At 48.1% G+C, this 17,423-nt stretch carries 19 protein-coding genes; all 19 read right to left on the reverse strand.

Going from position 1 to position 17,423, the window contains the following annotated elements; translation table 11 throughout:
• Window positions 1-3 precede the first annotated feature (3 nt).
• The 19 genes from pnp to H8D24_02465 all read right to left on the reverse strand — a co-directional run bounded on the left by pnp (window position 4) and on the right by H8D24_02465 (window position 17,269).
• Complete coding sequence (gene pnp, locus H8D24_02375; GenBank protein MBC8519240.1) at window positions 4-2,079, reverse strand: polyribonucleotide nucleotidyltransferase; 2,076 nt, start codon at window positions 2,077-2,079, stop codon at window positions 4-6.
• Window positions 2,080-2,179: 100 nt separating this feature from the next.
• Entirely contained in the window at window positions 2,180-2,449 is a 270-nt protein-coding gene (rpsO, locus tag H8D24_02380) for a 30S ribosomal protein S15 (GenBank protein MBC8519241.1), read from the reverse strand.
• Window positions 2,450-2,667: 218 nt separating this feature from the next.
• Window positions 2,668-3,588 carry a tRNA pseudouridine(55) synthase TruB gene (gene truB / locus H8D24_02385; protein MBC8519242.1) on the reverse strand — a complete coding sequence of 307 codons (921 nt, stop codon included), beginning with the start codon at window positions 3,586-3,588 and terminating at the stop codon, window positions 2,668-2,670.
• A 2-nt stretch (window positions 3,589-3,590) separates the two neighbouring features.
• Window positions 3,591-3,974: a 30S ribosome-binding factor RbfA gene (rbfA, locus tag H8D24_02390; protein MBC8519243.1), complete on the reverse strand. Its 384-nt coding sequence runs from the start codon at window positions 3,972-3,974 to the stop codon at window positions 3,591-3,593.
• A gap of 25 nt (window positions 3,975-3,999) precedes the next feature.
• Window positions 4,000-6,531 (reverse strand): translation initiation factor IF-2, encoded by a 2,532-nt coding sequence (infB, locus tag H8D24_02395; protein ID MBC8519244.1) that lies wholly within the window; start codon window positions 6,529-6,531, stop codon window positions 4,000-4,002.
• A gap of 26 nt (window positions 6,532-6,557) precedes the next feature.
• Window positions 6,558-8,102 carry a transcription termination/antitermination protein NusA gene (gene nusA / locus H8D24_02400; protein ID MBC8519245.1) on the reverse strand — a complete coding sequence of 515 codons (1,545 nt, stop codon included), beginning with the start codon at window positions 8,100-8,102 and terminating at the stop codon, window positions 6,558-6,560.
• A 202-nt stretch (window positions 8,103-8,304) separates the two neighbouring features.
• Window positions 8,305-8,754, reverse strand: coding sequence for a ribosome maturation factor RimP (gene rimP / locus H8D24_02405; GenBank protein MBC8519246.1), 450 nt, complete (start codon window positions 8,752-8,754; stop codon window positions 8,305-8,307).
• A gap of 102 nt (window positions 8,755-8,856) precedes the next feature.
• Window positions 8,857-9,138 carry a plasmid stabilization protein gene (locus H8D24_02410; GenBank protein ID MBC8519247.1) on the reverse strand — a complete coding sequence of 94 codons (282 nt, stop codon included), beginning with the start codon at window positions 9,136-9,138 and terminating at the stop codon, window positions 8,857-8,859.
• On the reverse strand, window positions 9,135-9,389 hold the full coding sequence (locus H8D24_02415) for a type II toxin-antitoxin system Phd/YefM family antitoxin (protein MBC8519248.1): 255 nt from the start codon (window positions 9,387-9,389) through the stop codon (window positions 9,135-9,137). Before H8D24_02415 ends, H8D24_02410 begins: the two co-directional genes overlap by 4 nt.
• A gap of 97 nt (window positions 9,390-9,486) precedes the next feature.
• Window positions 9,487-10,401 (reverse strand): transposase, encoded by a 915-nt coding sequence (locus tag H8D24_02420; protein MBC8519249.1) that lies wholly within the window; start codon window positions 10,399-10,401, stop codon window positions 9,487-9,489.
• 103 nt (window positions 10,402-10,504) lie between these two features.
• Entirely contained in the window at window positions 10,505-11,080 is a 576-nt protein-coding gene (locus tag H8D24_02425; protein MBC8519250.1) for a hypothetical protein, read from the reverse strand.
• A gap of 91 nt (window positions 11,081-11,171) precedes the next feature.
• Window positions 11,172-12,365, reverse strand: coding sequence for an ATP-binding protein (locus H8D24_02430; GenBank protein ID MBC8519251.1), 1,194 nt, complete (start codon window positions 12,363-12,365; stop codon window positions 11,172-11,174).
• Between the two features lie 38 nt (window positions 12,366-12,403).
• The gene (locus tag H8D24_02435) at window positions 12,404-12,646 is read right to left on the reverse strand and encodes a hypothetical protein (GenBank protein ID MBC8519252.1); all 243 of its coding nucleotides are present in this window, start codon (window positions 12,644-12,646) and stop codon (window positions 12,404-12,406) included.
• Between the two features lie 107 nt (window positions 12,647-12,753).
• The gene (locus H8D24_02440; GenBank protein ID MBC8519253.1) at window positions 12,754-13,908 is read right to left on the reverse strand and encodes an ATP-binding protein; all 1,155 of its coding nucleotides are present in this window, start codon (window positions 13,906-13,908) and stop codon (window positions 12,754-12,756) included.
• A 60-nt stretch (window positions 13,909-13,968) separates the two neighbouring features.
• The gene (locus tag H8D24_02445) at window positions 13,969-14,814 is read right to left on the reverse strand and encodes a nucleotidyl transferase AbiEii/AbiGii toxin family protein (GenBank protein ID MBC8519254.1); all 846 of its coding nucleotides are present in this window, start codon (window positions 14,812-14,814) and stop codon (window positions 13,969-13,971) included.
• On the reverse strand, window positions 14,807-15,475 hold the full coding sequence (locus tag H8D24_02450) for a hypothetical protein (protein MBC8519255.1): 669 nt from the start codon (window positions 15,473-15,475) through the stop codon (window positions 14,807-14,809). The genes H8D24_02445 and H8D24_02450 overlap by 8 nt, the downstream gene beginning before the upstream one ends.
• Window positions 15,476-15,691: 216 nt before the next feature.
• Window positions 15,692-15,970: a HigA family addiction module antidote protein gene (locus H8D24_02455; protein MBC8519256.1), complete on the reverse strand. Its 279-nt coding sequence runs from the start codon at window positions 15,968-15,970 to the stop codon at window positions 15,692-15,694.
• Window positions 15,971-15,984: 14 nt separating this feature from the next.
• On the reverse strand, window positions 15,985-16,266 hold the full coding sequence (locus H8D24_02460; protein ID MBC8519257.1) for a type II toxin-antitoxin system RelE/ParE family toxin: 282 nt from the start codon (window positions 16,264-16,266) through the stop codon (window positions 15,985-15,987).
• A 106-nt stretch (window positions 16,267-16,372) separates the two neighbouring features.
• Window positions 16,373-17,269, reverse strand: a complete 897-nt coding sequence (locus H8D24_02465) for a transposase (protein ID MBC8519258.1) — start codon at window positions 17,267-17,269, stop codon at window positions 16,373-16,375.
• Window positions 17,270-17,423: the final 154 nt, after the last annotated feature.

Genomic DNA, 17,423 nt, shown 5'->3' on the forward strand with positions numbered 1-17,423 from the left:
GTTTTATACAGCCTTCATGCTCAGACGAATACGTCCCTGGCGATCAACCTCAAGCACCTTGACCTGAATTGTGTCACCCTCACTCAGATGGTCTCCAACCTTCTCGACCCGCTCTTCCGAAATCTGTGAGATGTGAACCAGGCCATCCTTGCCGGGAAGAATGTTTACGAATGCACCAAAGTCCATCAGCTTGACAACTTTGCCCTCATATATCTTGTTTACCTCAACATCGGCAACGATAGTCTCAATCCGCTTCTTCGCCTCATTGGCAGCCTCACCATCTGTTGCTGCAATCTTGATACTTCCATCGTCATCCAGATCAATCTTCACTCCGGTCTCTTCCTGGATGCCACGGATAACCACACCACCCTTACCGATTACATCACGAATCTTGTCAGGATCAATCTTCATGGTGAGATAACGTGGCGCAAACTCTGAAACCTCATCACGCGGTGTAGAGATAACTGCATTCATTTCACCAAGAATATGGAGACGTGCATCACGTGCCTGATCCAGTGCAATCTCCATGATCTCACGGGTGATTCCGGTAATCTTGATATCCATCTGCAGGGCTGTGATGCCCTCTTCAGTGCCGGCCACCTTAAAGTCCATATCACCCAGATGATCCTCATCACCAAGGATATCTGTCAGAACCGCAAACTCATCTCCCTCCTTGATAAGACCCATCGCAATACCTGCAACCGGAGCCTTCAGGGGAACACCTGCATCCATCATTGAGAGACTGCTGCCACAGACAGAGGCCATGGAGCTTGATCCATTGGATTCAGTAATCTCGGAAACCACTCGCAACGTGTATGGGAATTCATCATTACTTGGCACAACCGCCTGCACACCACGCTTGGCCAGCTTGCCATGACCAACCTCACGACGGCCCGGGCTGCCAACACGACCAGTCTCACCAACGGAGAATGGTGGGAAGTTGTACTGCAGCATGAACGGATCCTTAAAACTTCCTTCAAGCGCATCAATAATCTGGGCATCACGCTCGGTACCGAGTGTAGTTACTACCAGTGCCTGAGTCTCGCCACGGGTAAATAGTGCCGAACCGTGGGCACGAGGAATAACTCCTGTTTTTACATAAATTGGACGAACCGTTTTGGTGTCACGTCCATCAATTCGTGGGTTACCCTCAATAATACGACTACGTACTATCTTCTTCTCAAGCTTGCTGACTGCACCTTTAACGGTATCTGCATCCCACTCACTATCTTCAGTGGCCAGCTCTGCAACAATCTGGTCACGCACCTCGCCCATACGGCCGTAACGCTCCATCTTGTCTGCAATCTGGTAGGCCTCAGTTACACCCTCGGCACCTGCTGCTGCAACTGCATCGGTCAGGGCGCTATCTTCTGCGGCAGCCTCCCAATCCCACTGCTCTACACCAAGCTCTGCAACCATCTCGTTGATAGAGTTGATAACAACCTGCATCTGCTCATGACCAAACAGTACTGCCCCAAGCATTGCCTCTTCGGAGAGAATGTTTGCCTCGGACTCAACCATCAATACCGCATCTGCAGTACCGGCAACACTCAACTCCAGATCAGATCCCTCTTTCTCACTTGCTGTTGGGTTAAGAATATACTCACCATGGCTATAACCAACCTTGGCTGCACCAATAGGGCCCTGGAATGGAACCCCGGAAAGTGCCAGTGCTGCAGAGGTGCCGATCATTGCCGGAATCTCTGAATCTATCTCTTTATCAGAGGATATAACTGTCGCAATTACCTGCACCTCACTCATGAACCCCTTGGGGAATAGCGGACGAATTGGACGATCAATCAGACGCGAGGTCAGTGTCTCTTTTTCTGTAGGGCGACCCTCTCTGCGGAAGAAACCACCCGGGATCATTCCAGCAGCGTAAAATTTTTCCTGATAGTTAACAGTCAGAGGGAAAAAGTCGCGTCCCTCACGTGCCTCCTTTTCGGCAACAACAGTTACCAGAAGAACTGTATCCCCCATGCTAACCTTGACTGCACCAGATGCCTGACGGGCGATCTCACCTGTCTCTATTGTTACTGTCTGATTTCCGTATTCAAAACTCTTTATGATAGGTGTCATCTATTCTCTTCCCTGACCCATAATGGCTGACCCATAATGGCTAATGGATGCTAGTAAAACAGGGCCCATCCCCGTTTCAATGTAATTAATAATTCTGCGCTTATCGACGCAGACCGAGATCTGCAACCAGCTTGGTGTAACGACCACCATCACTACTCTTCAGATAATCAAGTAACTTTCTGCGCTGATTAACCATCTTCAGCAGCCCCTGACGGGAGTGGTGATCCTTGTTGTGCTCCTTGAAGTGCCCGGTAAGATCCTGGATTCGTGCTGTAAGTAGCGCGACCTGAACCTCTGGTGATCCGGTATCACCCTCTGTACGCTGATATTTCTGAACAATCTCGCTTTTTTGCTCTGCATTCACTGACATAACTCTATTAACTCCATAACCGCCGTCCAGATTTGAACGACTCTAAAAAAATGCTCACGACTTAAAAATGAAAGGTGCGTATTTTATCGATGCAGGCCCAACTCCACAAGGAATATCTGATAAATCATGAGGGGGTCAGGTCTGCGTTTTTACTGTTATTTGATACGATCATCAAATAACAGTAAAAACGCAGACCTGACCCCCTTGCCTGTTCTTAACTATGAAACCAACCTTCTGGGGGCCACTCGGCCATCATCAATAATCTCGCCCACTCCAACAAACTTTTCCACATCATCATAGATACGAACCCAGCCATCCTCTGGCGCACCAGAGACCTGTATCGGTTGTCCCTGACGAATATAGTAACTACTATCCCTGTCCAGCTGAACCTTGTCGTAATCCTCTACAGCGCTATCGAGAGATAACAGGCGGCTATCCAGCCCTCTGTTTCCATCTGCCTCTCTGATCTCTTCCAGCTCCTCAATAGTCAGAAGGTCATCTTCCTTATATGGTCCCAACGTGGTTCTACGCAGCTCTGCTACATGAGCACCACATCCGATGATCTCACCAATATCCTCAACCAGGGTACGAATATATGTACCCTTGGAGCAGTGCACACTTATGGTCATCCGCTCTTTATCTGCATCAAGCCCAATAAAATCGAGAGCATAAATAGTCACCTGTCGAGGCTCCCGCTCAATCTCAATCCCCTGGTGAGCCAGTTTATAGAGGGGCTGACCATTAACCTTGATGGCTGAGTGCATTGGCGGAATCTGTTCGATATCACCTCTGAACTGCTCCAGTGCGTTTTTGATTATCTCTTCACTAACACCCTCAACCGGGCGCTCACTGACCACCTCGCCCTCGGAATCACCTGAACGGGTAACCACGCCAAGCTGACACTCTGCCACATAACTCTTGTCGGCATTCAGCAGAAATCCAGAGAACTTTGTCGCCTCTCCCAGGCAAATTGGCAAGATACCTGTAGCAATTGGATCAAGGCTCCCTGTATGTCCCGCCTTCTTCGCGAAGAAAAGATGCTTTACTCGCTGCAGTGCACCATTGGAGGTAATACCTGCCGGCTTATCCAGTAGCAGGATTCCAGAGACATTGCGCCCCTTGCGGTTTCTTCTTCCCATAACTACTGCTCTTCCTGACGCCCAGAAGGGTGTCTGGAGTTATCCTCGGCCACAACCTTGTCAATCAATGACTCCATGTCGCTACCATACTCAACTGACGTATCATGTCTGAAATGCAATAGCGGTACGGTTCGCAACTGCAGACTCTTGCTCAATCTTGAACGCAAAAATCCTGCCGAATGATCCAGTGCTTGCAGCGTCTCTTCCACCGAACTACCTTCACCAAACAGAGTAAAGTAGACCGTTGCATGAGAGAAGTCAGAGGTGACATTGACTGCGGTGATTGTTACCCAGCCCACTCTGGGATCCCTCAACTCACGTTGAATAAGTTCACCTAAAGTGCGTTTTACCTGCTCGCCAACCCGACGAGTACGTTCATTATTCATTGCCAACCAGCTCTTGATTCGTCAACTACAAGGTTCTCGCAACCTCTACACGCTCGAAGACCTCAATCTGATCTCCCGCCTTCACATCGTTATAGCTCTTCACCCCGATACCACACTCTGTTCCAGCACGAACCTCGCTGACATCATCCTTGAATCTGCGCAGCGACTCCAGCTCACCCTCGTAGATTACGATATTGTCACGTAATACACGGATCGGACTGTTTCTCTTGACCACACCCTCAGAGACCATACATCCCGCAATGGCACCAAGTTTTGGAGAGCGGAAGACATCACGTACCTCTGCAAGGCCGACAATCTCCTCCTTGAAGTCTGGAGAGAGCATTCCCTCCATTGCGCGCTTGATTTCATCAATCGCATCATAGATAACGCTGTAGTAGTGGAGATCAATCCCCTCTGACTCAATCAGCTTCTTGGCAGTTGCATCGGCACGTACATTAAAGCCGATCACAATCGCATTGGACGCTACCGCAAGATTGGCATCCGACTCATTAATTCCACCAACTCCAGAAGAGACTACCTTCACCTTCACCTCATCTGTAGAGAGCTTGTTAAGCGCATCACCCAACGCCTCTGCAGAGCCATGGACATCTGCCTTGATAAGAATATTAACAGCTGAAGTCTCACCATCCTGCATATGTTCAAACATACGATCCAGGCTAGCCTGTTTCTGTTGGGCCAGGCGAATATCACGATATTTTCCCTGACGGAAATTGGCAATCTCTCGAGCCTTGCGCTCATTAGGGACCACAATAGCCTCCTCGCCAGCCTCTGGAACTCCAGAGAGGCCAAGAACCTCAACCGGAGTAGATGGTCCAGCCTCGCTCAATAGTTCGCCATGCTCATCCATCATTGCACGAACACGACCATACTCACGACCAGCCAACAGAATATCACCCTTACGCATGGTGCCACTCTGCACCATCACTGTTGCCACAGCACCACGACCCTTATCAACCCTGGACTCAACCACATTACCCTTTGCCGGCGCATCGGTTACCGCAGTCAATTCCAGCATTTCGGACTGCAGGATGATTCCATCCAATAGATCATCAACACCCTCACCGGTGTGAGCAGATACATTCACAAACAAGACATCACCGCCCCAATCATCAGGAACTACATCCTTGCTTGCCAGTTCACTCTTGACTCGTTCAGGATCAGCCTCTGGCTTGTCAATCTTGTTAACCGCAATAATTAGTGGCGCATCTGCCGCCTTGGCATGTTGAATTGCCTCCTCTGTCTGAGGCATTACCCCATCATCAGCTGCAACCACCAACACAACAATATCTGTCACCTTGGCTCCACGAGCACGCATAGCAGTAAAGGCGGCGTGCCCCGGGGTATCCAAAAACGCAATCTCTCCTTTTGGTGTAGCCACACGGTAGGCACCAATATGCTGAGTAATGCCTCCAGCCTCACTATCTGTTACCTGAGACTCACGAATGTAATCCAGAAGCGAGGTCTTTCCATGATCAACATGACCCATGATTGTCACAACCGGAGCACGCTGAACCTCATCTCCTGCATGCTCTTCCGTAACCATAAGCTCCTCTTCCAGAGCATTCTCTTTCATCAACACAGGAGTATGTCCAAGCTCTTCCACCAGCAGGGATGCTGTCTCCTGATCAATTACCTGATTGATGGTTGCCATAGTTCCAAGGTTCATCATCACCTTGATAAGCTCAGCCGCCTTGGTAGACATTTTTTGCGCAAGATCACCAACAGTTATGGTTTCTGGAACCTGCACCTCCAGTACAACTGGTGCTGTTGGCTTGGTAAAACCATGCTCTGTCTCCATCTCCACCTTGGGTGCGCGTCTACCCTTTGCACCCTTCTTCTGTTTCTTGCGCCCTGACTTGCCAGCAGCAACATGAAGCTCCTTGCGACCATAACGCGTTGGCTGCTTTTTGCCGGATTTTTTTCTGCCCGATGACTCTTTCTCATCCTCGCGCTTCTTTTCTGCAGCCTTTGCTGCTACCAGGCGAGCCTGCTCATCAAGAATTCTACGCTCTTCATTCTCTCGAACCTTCTTCTCTGCCTCTTCTTTCTCTCGTCGAACTGCCTCCTCACGTGCAAGCTCTTCATCCTCTTTTTTCTTAAGCTGGTGTTGGCGACGATTTTCGTCCTGCTGCAGGCGCAGGCGCTCCTCTTCAGCGCGCCTCTCACGTTCTATTTTCTGTTTATCTTCTGCTTCCCTACTCTGCTCCTCTGCAGCTACAGGATCTATCGGCTTTGTAATTGTCCGTTTTTTACGAACCTCTACATTAACGCTTCTACTGGTAGAGGAACGTGCTCCACCACCAACCTTCAGGGTTGCTGTTGATCTTTTCTTGAGTGTTACTTTTTTCTTTGATCCTGCAGATCCTCCACCACCATGGGACTCTCTGAGGAAGCCGAGAAGTTTCATCTTCTCATCATCAGAGATCTCATCGTCTACACTGCTCTTTGAAATGCCCGCAGTAGCGAGCTGTTCAAGCAGGCGATCCGCTGGAATTTTTACGACCTCAGCAAACTGAGAAATTGTTACCTGTGACATGGCTCTGCCTCTCCTTACCTTACCGCTTATGCTTCAGCCTGTTTCTCGGCGTTCTGTTCAATTTCCTGCTCATCAGCAAACCATGGCTCTCTTGCCTTCATGATCAGCTCTGATCCGCGCTCTGCTGTAAGCTCAAGACCTTCAAGATCCATTAGCTCATCAGTAGCCTGCTCAGCCAGATCCTCCGCAGTTATAATGCCATGCGCTGCCAGCTTGTACGCCAGCTGCTCATCCATCCCCTCAAGCTCAAGCAGATCCTGCGCCGGGGCTCGCCCCTCCAGAACCTCTTCGTGCGAGATTGCACGGGTCAACAGATAATCACGGGCACGGTTACGAAGCTCGGCAACGATATCCTCGTCAAACTCCTCAATTGCCATCATATCTGTCTCATCAACGTAGGCAATCTCCTCGACCCCACTAAACCCTTCCTGAACCAGAATTGCTGCCACGTCCTCGTCTACATCAAGCTGCTCCATCAACCTCTTCTGAATATCTGCCGCCTCGGACTCCGCCTTGGTATCGAACTCCTCCTCACTCATAACATTAAGCGTCCAGCCGGTCAGCTCACTGGCAAGACGGATGTTCTGTCCACCGCGACCAATCGCCTGGGAGAGGTTATCCTCCTCCACCGCAATATCCATCGAGTGCTTGTCCTCGTCTACCACCACAGAGACCACCTCTGCCGGAGACATGGCGTTAATGACAAACTGTGCCTCATTCTCATCCCATGGCACGATATCAACTCGCTCGCCGGCCAACTCATTAGAGACCGCCTGCACCCGTGATCCACGGATACCAACACATGCCCCTACCGGATCAACCCGACGATCCAGACTGTGGACTGCAATCTTGGCACGTGAACCAGGGTCACGAGCAGCCCCCTTCAACTCTATCAACCCGTCACTGATCTCTGGAACCTCCAGAGTAAACAGCTCTACCAGTACCTCTGGTGCAACCCGACTTACCACCAGTTGCGGGCCGCGCTGCTCGGTCTGGATCTCCATCAGGCAGCCACGTAGTCGATCACCCGGGCGCACCGGATCACGTGGAATCTGGTGCTCCCGAGGAATTACCGCCTCGGCATTGCCGCCAAGATCGATAATTGCACTGCCGCGATCCATCCGCTTGACGATGCCGCCCAGTAGCTCACCAACTCGCTCCTGATACTCGGCAGCGACCTTCTCTCTTTCAGCCTCTCTAACCTTCTGGAAGATAACCTGCTTGGCAGCCTGCGCGGCGATACGGCCAAACTCAACCGAGGCGATAGGTTTTTCAATAAATTCACCCGGCTTGATTTCTGGGTCCTCCTCAACCGCATCAATCAGCCATAACTGAGCATCCGGGTACTCCATCTCGATACCTGGCTCATCTCCATCCAGCACCTCCCAGGTCTGGAAGGTCTCATACTCGCCAGTCTCACGATCAATCGCAACACGAACACCGATATCCTCACTATGCTTTTTCTTGGTTGCCATCGCCAGCGCCGCCTCCAGCGCCTGGAAAATAACCTCCCTGCTGATATCCTTCTCATTGGAGACAACCTCAACAACCTGCAGAATTTCCTTACTCATAACACAACTCTCTATCTGTAAACCCCGGCCGCTGCCGGTGAAAAAAACATAAAAAAAGGCCGATCTCATCAAAAAGATCGGCCTTTTTGTGATTTGGTAGCGGGTACCACATACAACTCCCACTCCCCAACTTGGCGCGAATTTTACAGCTTATCCCCCCTTTTTCAACCATTTTTTAAACATCGGGGACAAACATCTCCTTTTACGCTACCAGGTGTGCCTTATCAATCTGTAGCAGAGGTATGCGGAAGCTCTCTTCCCCGATTTCAACCACCACATCCCCCTCTTCAACCCCCTTCAGAACCCCCTCAAACTTGCGTCTGCCATCAATTGGGCACGAGGTTCGTACAAAGACCATGTTGCCGGCAAAACGGACATAGTGCTCCTCAACAAAGAGAGGGCGCTCCAGTCCCGGGGAGGAGATCTCCAGGTTATAGTGACCATTCAGTGGATCCTCAATATCCAGCAGCGCACTAAGCTGGTGACTCACCTCGGTACAGTCATCCAGGGTAATCCCATCTTTGTGGTCAATAAAGATCCGCAGAATAGAGTGCTTGCCCTGCGGCAGGTACTCAATCCCAACCAGCTCGTAACCCAGCCCCTCTACTACAGGAGCAATGAGTGTATGTAACTTCTCGCGTATAGTCGCCATCTCTGTTTCAGCCGCCTAATAAAAAAGGGCGATCTTATCAAAAAGAGCCGCCTTTATGCAGAATCGGGGTCAGGCTTTCCTTGTTTCCTTATTTAATTTACACTACTGGCGATACACATCATCATGCGTGCCGACATTGACAGGGATAATCTCATGATCATCCACCAAGAACTCCAATGTAATACGGTAGCTGATATTAATGGAGACAGAGTGCACTCCTGCCAACCTCCCCTCCAAGGCATGTAACCGCAATGACCGGTGATATGGGTCCAACTCTAGCAGTTGCAATGTTTTTAGATATTGACTCCTCAGCTCCGGATGTTTTTTGAGTAATTTTCTTGCCCGTCTACTATAACTCTCACTGAAAACCAGTGAATAACTCACTCGCCAGCCACCCGAGCCAGATGTGCTTCAGCCGTTTCACGTACAAAATCACCGTTTTCCAGATCACGGCGCACCTCTAACAGGGCCGCCTCCAACTCCATCTCACGCAGATAACGATACTGCTCCAGATGCATCACCACATACTGCTCCTTACCGCGCACAGTAATCACCACCTCTGGCTCAACAAGCAGCCCCTCTTCAAGGGCAGAGACACCCCTGGTTTTCAGATCATTCGCTGCAATCGTATTCATAACAACCTCCTTAATCGTACTGTTAATAATACTATCACAAACATACAGAGCACTCAACGAAATACAATAGGGAAACAAGGAAAGCCTGACCCCTGCTCTACAATAAGCGAAGCCTGACCCCGACCTCATCCACTTTGGTTTGCAGGGCTGGGTTTCTGGCTATTTTTCCACGCAGGGCTTTAACCTGTCTGCTCAGGGTTGGGAGATCTCTCTGCAACTGTTTAGAAATTTCAGTGAGCGTCAGAGCACAGTCATCCATACCAACCAGCGCAGTCACGGCTCTTGCCTCTGCAAGGTCTCTTGCACGGCTTGCTCCAGTCACCTCCCAGGCTTCCAGTTGAAACACTTCGGCAACAACCTCCACCACCTCTTGCGGGGTCACCTCTGGCGGGGTCAGGCTTCGCTTATTGTTGTTATTTCCTGTTTTAGCCTCTATATTGCTGACGAAGCGCTCCCCACCGAGGATTCTTCCCTGTTCGCTACCGTTACACAGTTGACGGTCCATCTCCTCCTTCACGGGGTGCCCCATGAATTCAAGGTAGTTGTTTCTAGCTGCAACTGTCTCTTCTCCGAACTGACCCAGCCCCCAATCCATGGTCAGCCAAGGAGGTGCGGCTGCGATACCACTGTACGCACGATGACTACTGTGTGGGTAGTCTGCAGAATCTGTCACCAGATTGGCCCGAACCGGGTTGAGGTGGATGTAGCGGATCAGCTCCAGCAGGTATTGATCACTGTCGATGAGTATATCTTTGTAGCGCCCTTGAAAGAGGTGCCCCACCCTGTCGTGGCGGTGGTTAAACCAGACGGTGTAACGTTGTGACAGGCTCTGCATCAGTTTTGAGAGCGGTATCTTACCTACCTGCAGCGCCAGATGGAGATGATTTTTCATCCAGCAGTATGCGTGTAGTTTGACTTGGTGCGCCTCTAACCCTTGCGCCAGAATCTTCTCAAACTGCTGGTACTCTACCGCCTCAGTAAAGATCGTCTGTTTGGCATTACCACGGAGCATCACATGGTAGAGCGCCCCTGGGTAGTGGATTCTTGGTTTTCTTGCCATCTAACGATAATGCCACTGAATAACAACCACAACAAGGAAAGCCTGACCCCGCTGTTTAGGCGGCCAAGGTTTCGATCACCTTACCTCGACGCTGCAAGATTGTTACCCCTTGCTCCAGAGCCAGATCCCTCACATCATCCTCAATTGCAAAGGTGGCCAATGCCAGATGGTGACGATAGTTCACATATTCTGGGTACAGTTTTCTAAAATTAATCGCCTTTCGTCCCACCAAGCGCTCAATATCTTTGGGGTGAACACGGTATTTAACCTCAATAATGAATACATCCTCACCGTTAATCAGCAGAAGATCGTACTCCTCCTCAATATTCGCAGCATGACGGGTCACATTTTTCTCAATCAAATCAAAATTGATCCCACTCAAAACAGGATTCTGCTTCAATGAGTTAAAGTAGAACTCCTCCGCCACCTTCCCCTGATTATTACCTACTCCACCATACATCTCAGCCAGACGATTCAGCTTGGCATCCGTCTTGGCTAGCTGCACATCCGTTTTGGCCAGCTGCACATCCGTTTTGGCCAGCTGCGCATCCGTCTTGGCCTGCTGAGCATCCGTTCTATCCTGTGCAACCGCAAGTCCTGCAACCAGTTTTTTCAATTCATCATCTGTCATAGGTTCGACTATACACCTCATCAACCAAAAATCAATCTATGTTTTCTTTTTGTTCTCTTCCAGATAGGGCAACAAGCGAAGCCTGACCCCGCTAATTGTGTCCCCATAATTGCCCATAATTGACAAACTCGATTAATCCCATAACTTCCACATTGTTTACTGTTGGATATCTTTCTTTTCCCGGATAAATGATAAATTTATGCGTAGCGTTAATATCATCACAAGCATAATAAAAACCTTTAGAGACAGATGGTGATAAAGACCTTTTTATTTCTACCGCCAAAATCTGCTTATTTGGGCCTTCTAATACCAAATCTATTTCAGCTTGTGCTGAAGTTCTATAATAGCTATATTGCCATTTATCTGATAATTGACCTAGTACATTTTCTATCACAAAAGCCTCCCAACTCGCACCAATAACAGGATGACCTAATAAACTTTCAAAATCTGTAATGGTTAAAAAACGGTGGGCAATACCACTATCCCTCAAATATATTTTTGGCGCCTTGACCAATCGTTTTTTAGTGTTGCCAGACCAAGGCTGCAACTGTCGAACCATATAAAATTCACTCAGCGTATCTATATAACTCTTTATCGTTTTGTAATTAACCCCAATACTCTCACCAAGTTTAGAGTAATTAGCTTGCTGTCCATTATTATGGGCAAGCATTGTCCAAAGCCTACGCATTGTGACTGGCTGAATATGCGGCCCCATTAATGGAATATCTCTTTCTATATAAGATGAGATAAAATCCCCTCTCCAAGACCAACTCTGATCATCCGATGTGGCCAAACAACTATCTGGAAAACCTCCACGTAGCCAATGCTTCTCCATGTTGTATTGATATTCATTCTGGGCACTCAGTTCACTGACAGAAAATGGTGTTAGCTCTATAAATCTAATACGTCCTGCCAATGTTTCTGATGAGTGTTGAATTAAATCACGTGATGCCGAACCAAGTAATAGAAACTGCGCTGAACGCTCGCCAGACCTCTTTCTACTATCAACCAAAGAGCGTAATAGTCGAAATAGATCTGGCTGCCTTTGCACTTCATCAATAATTAAAAGCTTACCCTTAAACCTTTCAAGATAGGCTTGAGCATCGGATAATTTAGCAATATCTGAATCCAACTCAAGGTCAAGATAATGACTACTTTTATCAATTAGCTTTGCAACCTCTAATGCTAGTGTCGTTTTACCCACCTGCCGAGGGCCAAGCAGCGCAACAACGGGCATGTTGTTAATCGCATCAACAAGCTTGCTTTCTAATAATCTTTTTATCATTATTGTATTTTAGTACTTTAATTACTAATTTGCAATGTTTACAACACAAAGAGGGTCAAACCTGCTTTGTTAGCGTATTGCTGCTCATCTACTGGCTCACCAAGAAGACGGAGGTATCTGGCACGCGCTGCATCACGCTCTTCATGAAACTGCCGCAGCACCCAATCTGTTGTCAGCCATGGCGTGATTTGTCGCCCCAGGTAGGCATGGTGACTGCTCCAGGGATAATCATCTGTACTCTCCAAAAATAGGCTGCTTGGCATTGCCGCGTAGCATGACATGGTAGAACGCACCGGGGTGGAAGAGCCTGAGTTTTCTGGACATGCGGTTAGTATTGCGCGAATAGCGCTAAAACAGCAGGTTTGACCCTGCTATTCACTTACTTTTTTTACAGCAGTCCTAACAAAGCAGACAGGCTAATTGCCTCAACTCCTTTGCCTAATGGAAAGCGCGCCTCACAGCTATGTACAACGTATTTGTGGGTCGGCTGTAGATCCTCACATGCACTGTAAAATCCTCTGGATAAAGTAGGAGCAGTACTGTATTTCACCTCAATCGCCCAAACCTCTCCAGCCCCCATCTCAACCACCAGATCGACCTCTGCGCCACCCGTAGTTCGGTAATAACCATAGGTAGCCTGCTTTGGAATCCGATTCAAAATACTTTCAATCACAAACCCCTCCCAACTACCACCGACAACAGGATGACCGAGCAAATCGTTGGTCTGCTCTATTCCCAACAACGCATGACAAATCCCACTATCCCGAATGTAAGTCTTAGGCGCCTTGACCAGTCGTCTACCCAGATTGCTTACCCATGGTTGCAGACGACGAACCAATAGCAGGTCTACCATTAAATCAAGATATCGACTGGTGGTCACCCCTTTTACATCCAGCCCTTTAGCAAAAGCAGCCGCATTAAACCCCTGCCCCTGATTATGGGCCAACATTGTCCAGAAACGACGTAATGTCTCAGCTGGGATACGTGGACCAAGCTGTGGGATATCTCGCTCCAGATAGGTACGGATAAAATCGACTCGCCACTCGAAACTATCCTGATCCTCCTCAGCCAGGAAACTCTCTGGAAACCCCCCACGCCCCCAAAGTTTGGCTTGTTGCTCACCTCCAACCTCAACCACGTCCAAAGATGAGAGTTCAATGTGGCGTGTACGACCTGCGAGTGTTTCACTCGCTTGCTTCAGCAACTCAATGGAGGCTGATCCAAGCAATAGAAAGTGGCCACTCTTAATCCCCTTACGCCGGCGCTCATCAATGATACCCCGTAGCGGTGCGAACAGATCCGGAACGCGTTGAACCTCATCAAGAATCAGTAATCGATCTTGATTCAGGTTACAGAATTGCTCAACATCTGACAGCTTACTAAGATCACTTGGGCGTTCAAGGTCAAGATAGAGAGCATTCCTCTCATTAGCCACCTCAAACGCGAGTGTAGTCTTACCGATCTGTCGTGGCCCAGTAAGTACTACAGCAGGACTTTTGTCTAGCGCATTAAGCAGCTCGCGCTTCACTTTTCTAGTAATCATCTATGCAAATATAACATACAAAGTTTCATTTGCATACATAACAAATAAATCTGTCCCCTTTTATAACTTTTCCAGTTTATTGATGAAAAACCTTTCACTCCAAAGCGTTAAGCTTGCCTGTTCCGCAGAGATCAGAAATGGCGCAACATCTTCTGCCGCCTGCTGCCAATCAATGGATTGAATCTTCTTTTTCAAGGCCTCTTGCAACCACTCTCTGTTGACCTCTATCTGCTGCTGCGCCCATGGTCCACTTTGTGCCAATGCAGCCGCGATCAATGAGATATTTGGCGTAACCCCCTGCCTGATATACCACCCAAAATCAAACCAGTCACGTCCCTTGAGATATGGACGACAAAGTAGCGCGTGTATCTTAAGTGCAAAATTACTAGGCAAATCCTGGACAGTGAGTTCAAAATCCAATGGAAAATCAAGATAGCTGTATTCAAAACATGAGCCCTCTGGTGGATTAGTATCAATCTCCAGCTTGACCTTTAGCTTCTTCCTGATGCCACCACTCTCATTAAAGAATGAAAGATCCAGTTGTCGCCCAATGGAGTCATCTTTCAGCATTGCATGACGAACAGCTCGATTCTTATTTGTTCGATCAACCAGCTCACAATCTACACCAAAGTCGGCCAACACCTCCAACAGCCTGTTTAAATAGGGTGACCACTCAAAATTTGGGTCAGGCTCTTGCAAGATAAAGTCGAGATCCTCTGAGAAACGGGGTAGCTGGTGCAGTATACGGAGCGCAGTCCCCCCCTGAAAAGCGGCAACTTTAAAGAACCCGGCCCTCCACAATGCATAGAGCGCAAGTTCCTGTAAAATCTCCTTGAGCGCATGCTCTTGCCCCCTTGAATCAGAAACCTGGTAGCTCTGTAAACGGTGACCTATTAGCTCAATCACTGATTGTTGCCATTGTAGTAAGATCCTGACTCATTTCATCAATCAACAGATGCATCCGCTTATGTTTATAGACCGAGCGGAGCTGTTGCAACTCCTCCATCCTGATGGTTTGTAAATTCTCTCTATCAATACGCAACCCCTCTATTAGTCCATTCAAACCAGGGTACTCCATCTTACGCTGGCAAAAAATATCGAGCAGTGCGCGCAGTGGTTGTGCAATCAACACTACACATCCTCCTAACTTTTTACGCTCAACCTTCTCCAGAAAATAGCCTTGCTCAATAGCCAGTGGGTAAAAAAGAAAGCGTCCAAATGGTGCAATATCCCGCTCTTCACGCCTTCGGCCCGGCACAATAGAGAGCGTTGTGGGTACAGATTCCGGAATCCACCCATGTAGACTCAGTGCAGATTGCAGTGAGATATAGGATCCGGGCCGTAGCGCCTGAGCAATACAAAAGGGGGTAGACTGCTGTTTAGAGATATGTTCTGGCAGAATATACCGACCTCGCCTTAAGCGCAGCAACTCGCCACGGTGCATCGCTCGGTTGATCAGGTTGTATCGACTTTGCGGTGACCCATCAAGCAGACGCGCCAACTGACTCTCTGTGACAATACGGGCAGCTAACCCTGCAGCCTCAATTTCTCTAACGACGTTACGCATTAATGCATGATACTTTTACATTATGAAAGTATCAATCATTTTATCCAAAATAAGGCAGATAAAATAAGGATAAAATAAGGGGACACAATACTTAATTCGTCCGTTTGAATTAAGTATTGTGTCCCCTTATTTGCAAAGAGCTCCGCTGCGTCAGATAAATAAATCTGTCCCCTTTTTGGAGATCATAAATAGTAAATGCCTGACCCTTTACTTGCTTTACTTGTATCCAATGGGGCTAATACTGTGATAGTTCTCAACATTGCAATTAGTTAGATCATAGCTATCTTGTAAGTTCAGCCAATACTGTGGGGAATTATTGAAATATTTCCCAAGTCTTATTGCAGTATCGCTAGTAATAGATCTGCTTCCTTTTAATATCTCACCAATACGAGTCTGCTGCACAAAGATATCTTTAGATAATCGATAAGCCGTTATACTGTAATCATCCAACAACTCTTGCAAGAATTCACCTGGATGGAAGTTATTTTTAATCATAATTTTTATCCTATTTAATGGTAATCAACAATTTCAACATTGTATGCATTACCACTCTCAAAAACAAAGCACACTCTGTACTGCTGGTTAATTCTAATACTGTACTGCCCTTTTCTGTCACCAGATAAACTCTCTAGATGATTTGATGATGGTAAACGCAAATCATCTAAACAAGTAGCATTATCTATTTGTATCAATCTCATCAATGCCCTTTTGCCAATTTGATCGGGAATAGACTTATGCTTTCCATCAGTTGCAAATTTTTCAGTTCGTTTATCAGTGTAACTTTTTATCATATTTTGCTGCATAGTATCGTACCAAAATACTATCGTCAAGTAACATTATCTTAAACTATCATAAATAGTGTAAAACAGCAGGTTCGACCCTGCTTTATTAAGAGGGTCAAACCTGCTTTGTTAGCGTTATTCGGTAGTAATTCAATTGCTCTCTTAACGACACAAGTCGCTCAGAACGCTCTTTCAGTTTTTTCATCTGACGACTCAGGACCGTGATATCGCGATTAAAGTAGTCAGCGGTCTCTGTCAGGGTCTTTCCTGCATCATGGACGGCCAGCAAGGTGATCACTGCACGGGCCTCTGTTATTGCTCTGCGTCGGCTTGCGGAGCGGAGTTCATCTTTATTGAGGTTTTGCTGATCACAAATCAGGTCAACAATCTGCTCAAGTGGGATATTCGGCGCACTGGTGACACCCGCTCTCTCTTCCATTCTACGCAGAAAATCATCACTGCCAATCACCCGTCCTTCGGTCGTTCCACTGGTAAATAGTGCCTGTTGCTGCTCATCTACTGGCTCACCAAGCAGGTGGAGGTATCTGGCACGCGCCGCATCACGCTCTTCATGAAACTGCCGCAGCACCCAATCTGTTGTCAGCCATGGCGTGGTTTGTCGCCCCAGGTAGGCGTGGTGGCTGCTCCAGGGATGATCATCTGTACTCTTCACAAGTTCTGCCCGCACCGGATTGAGGTGGATATAACGAACCAGTTCCAGCAGATAGTGATCGGTATCGACCATCAGCGCCTTGTAACGCCCTTGAAACAGGTGCCCTACCCGATCATGTTGCCGGTTGAACCAGTAGGTGTAGCGCTGTGAGAGCACCTTCATCATTTCAGAGAGCGGAGTATCCGCACACTGTAGCAGCATGTGAACGTGGTTCCCCATCCAGCAGTAGGCATGTAACCGGTGCTTGTGTTGCTCCAACCCTTCAGCGAGAAACCGCTCAAACTGTTGATACGCCCCATTCTCACCAAAAATAGTCTGCTTGGCATTGCCGCGCAGCATGACATGGTAGAACGCACCGGGGTGGAAGAGTCTGAGTTTTCTGGACATGCGGTTAGTATAGCGCGAATAACGCTAAAACAGCAGGTTTGACCCCGCTATGTGACCCCGCTATGCAGTCTGTTCACGGTAGACCCAATCTGCGATCTCCTCCTCT

This window comes from Candidatus Thiopontia autotrophica, assembly GCA_014384675.1.
Classification (GTDB): Bacteria; Pseudomonadota; Gammaproteobacteria.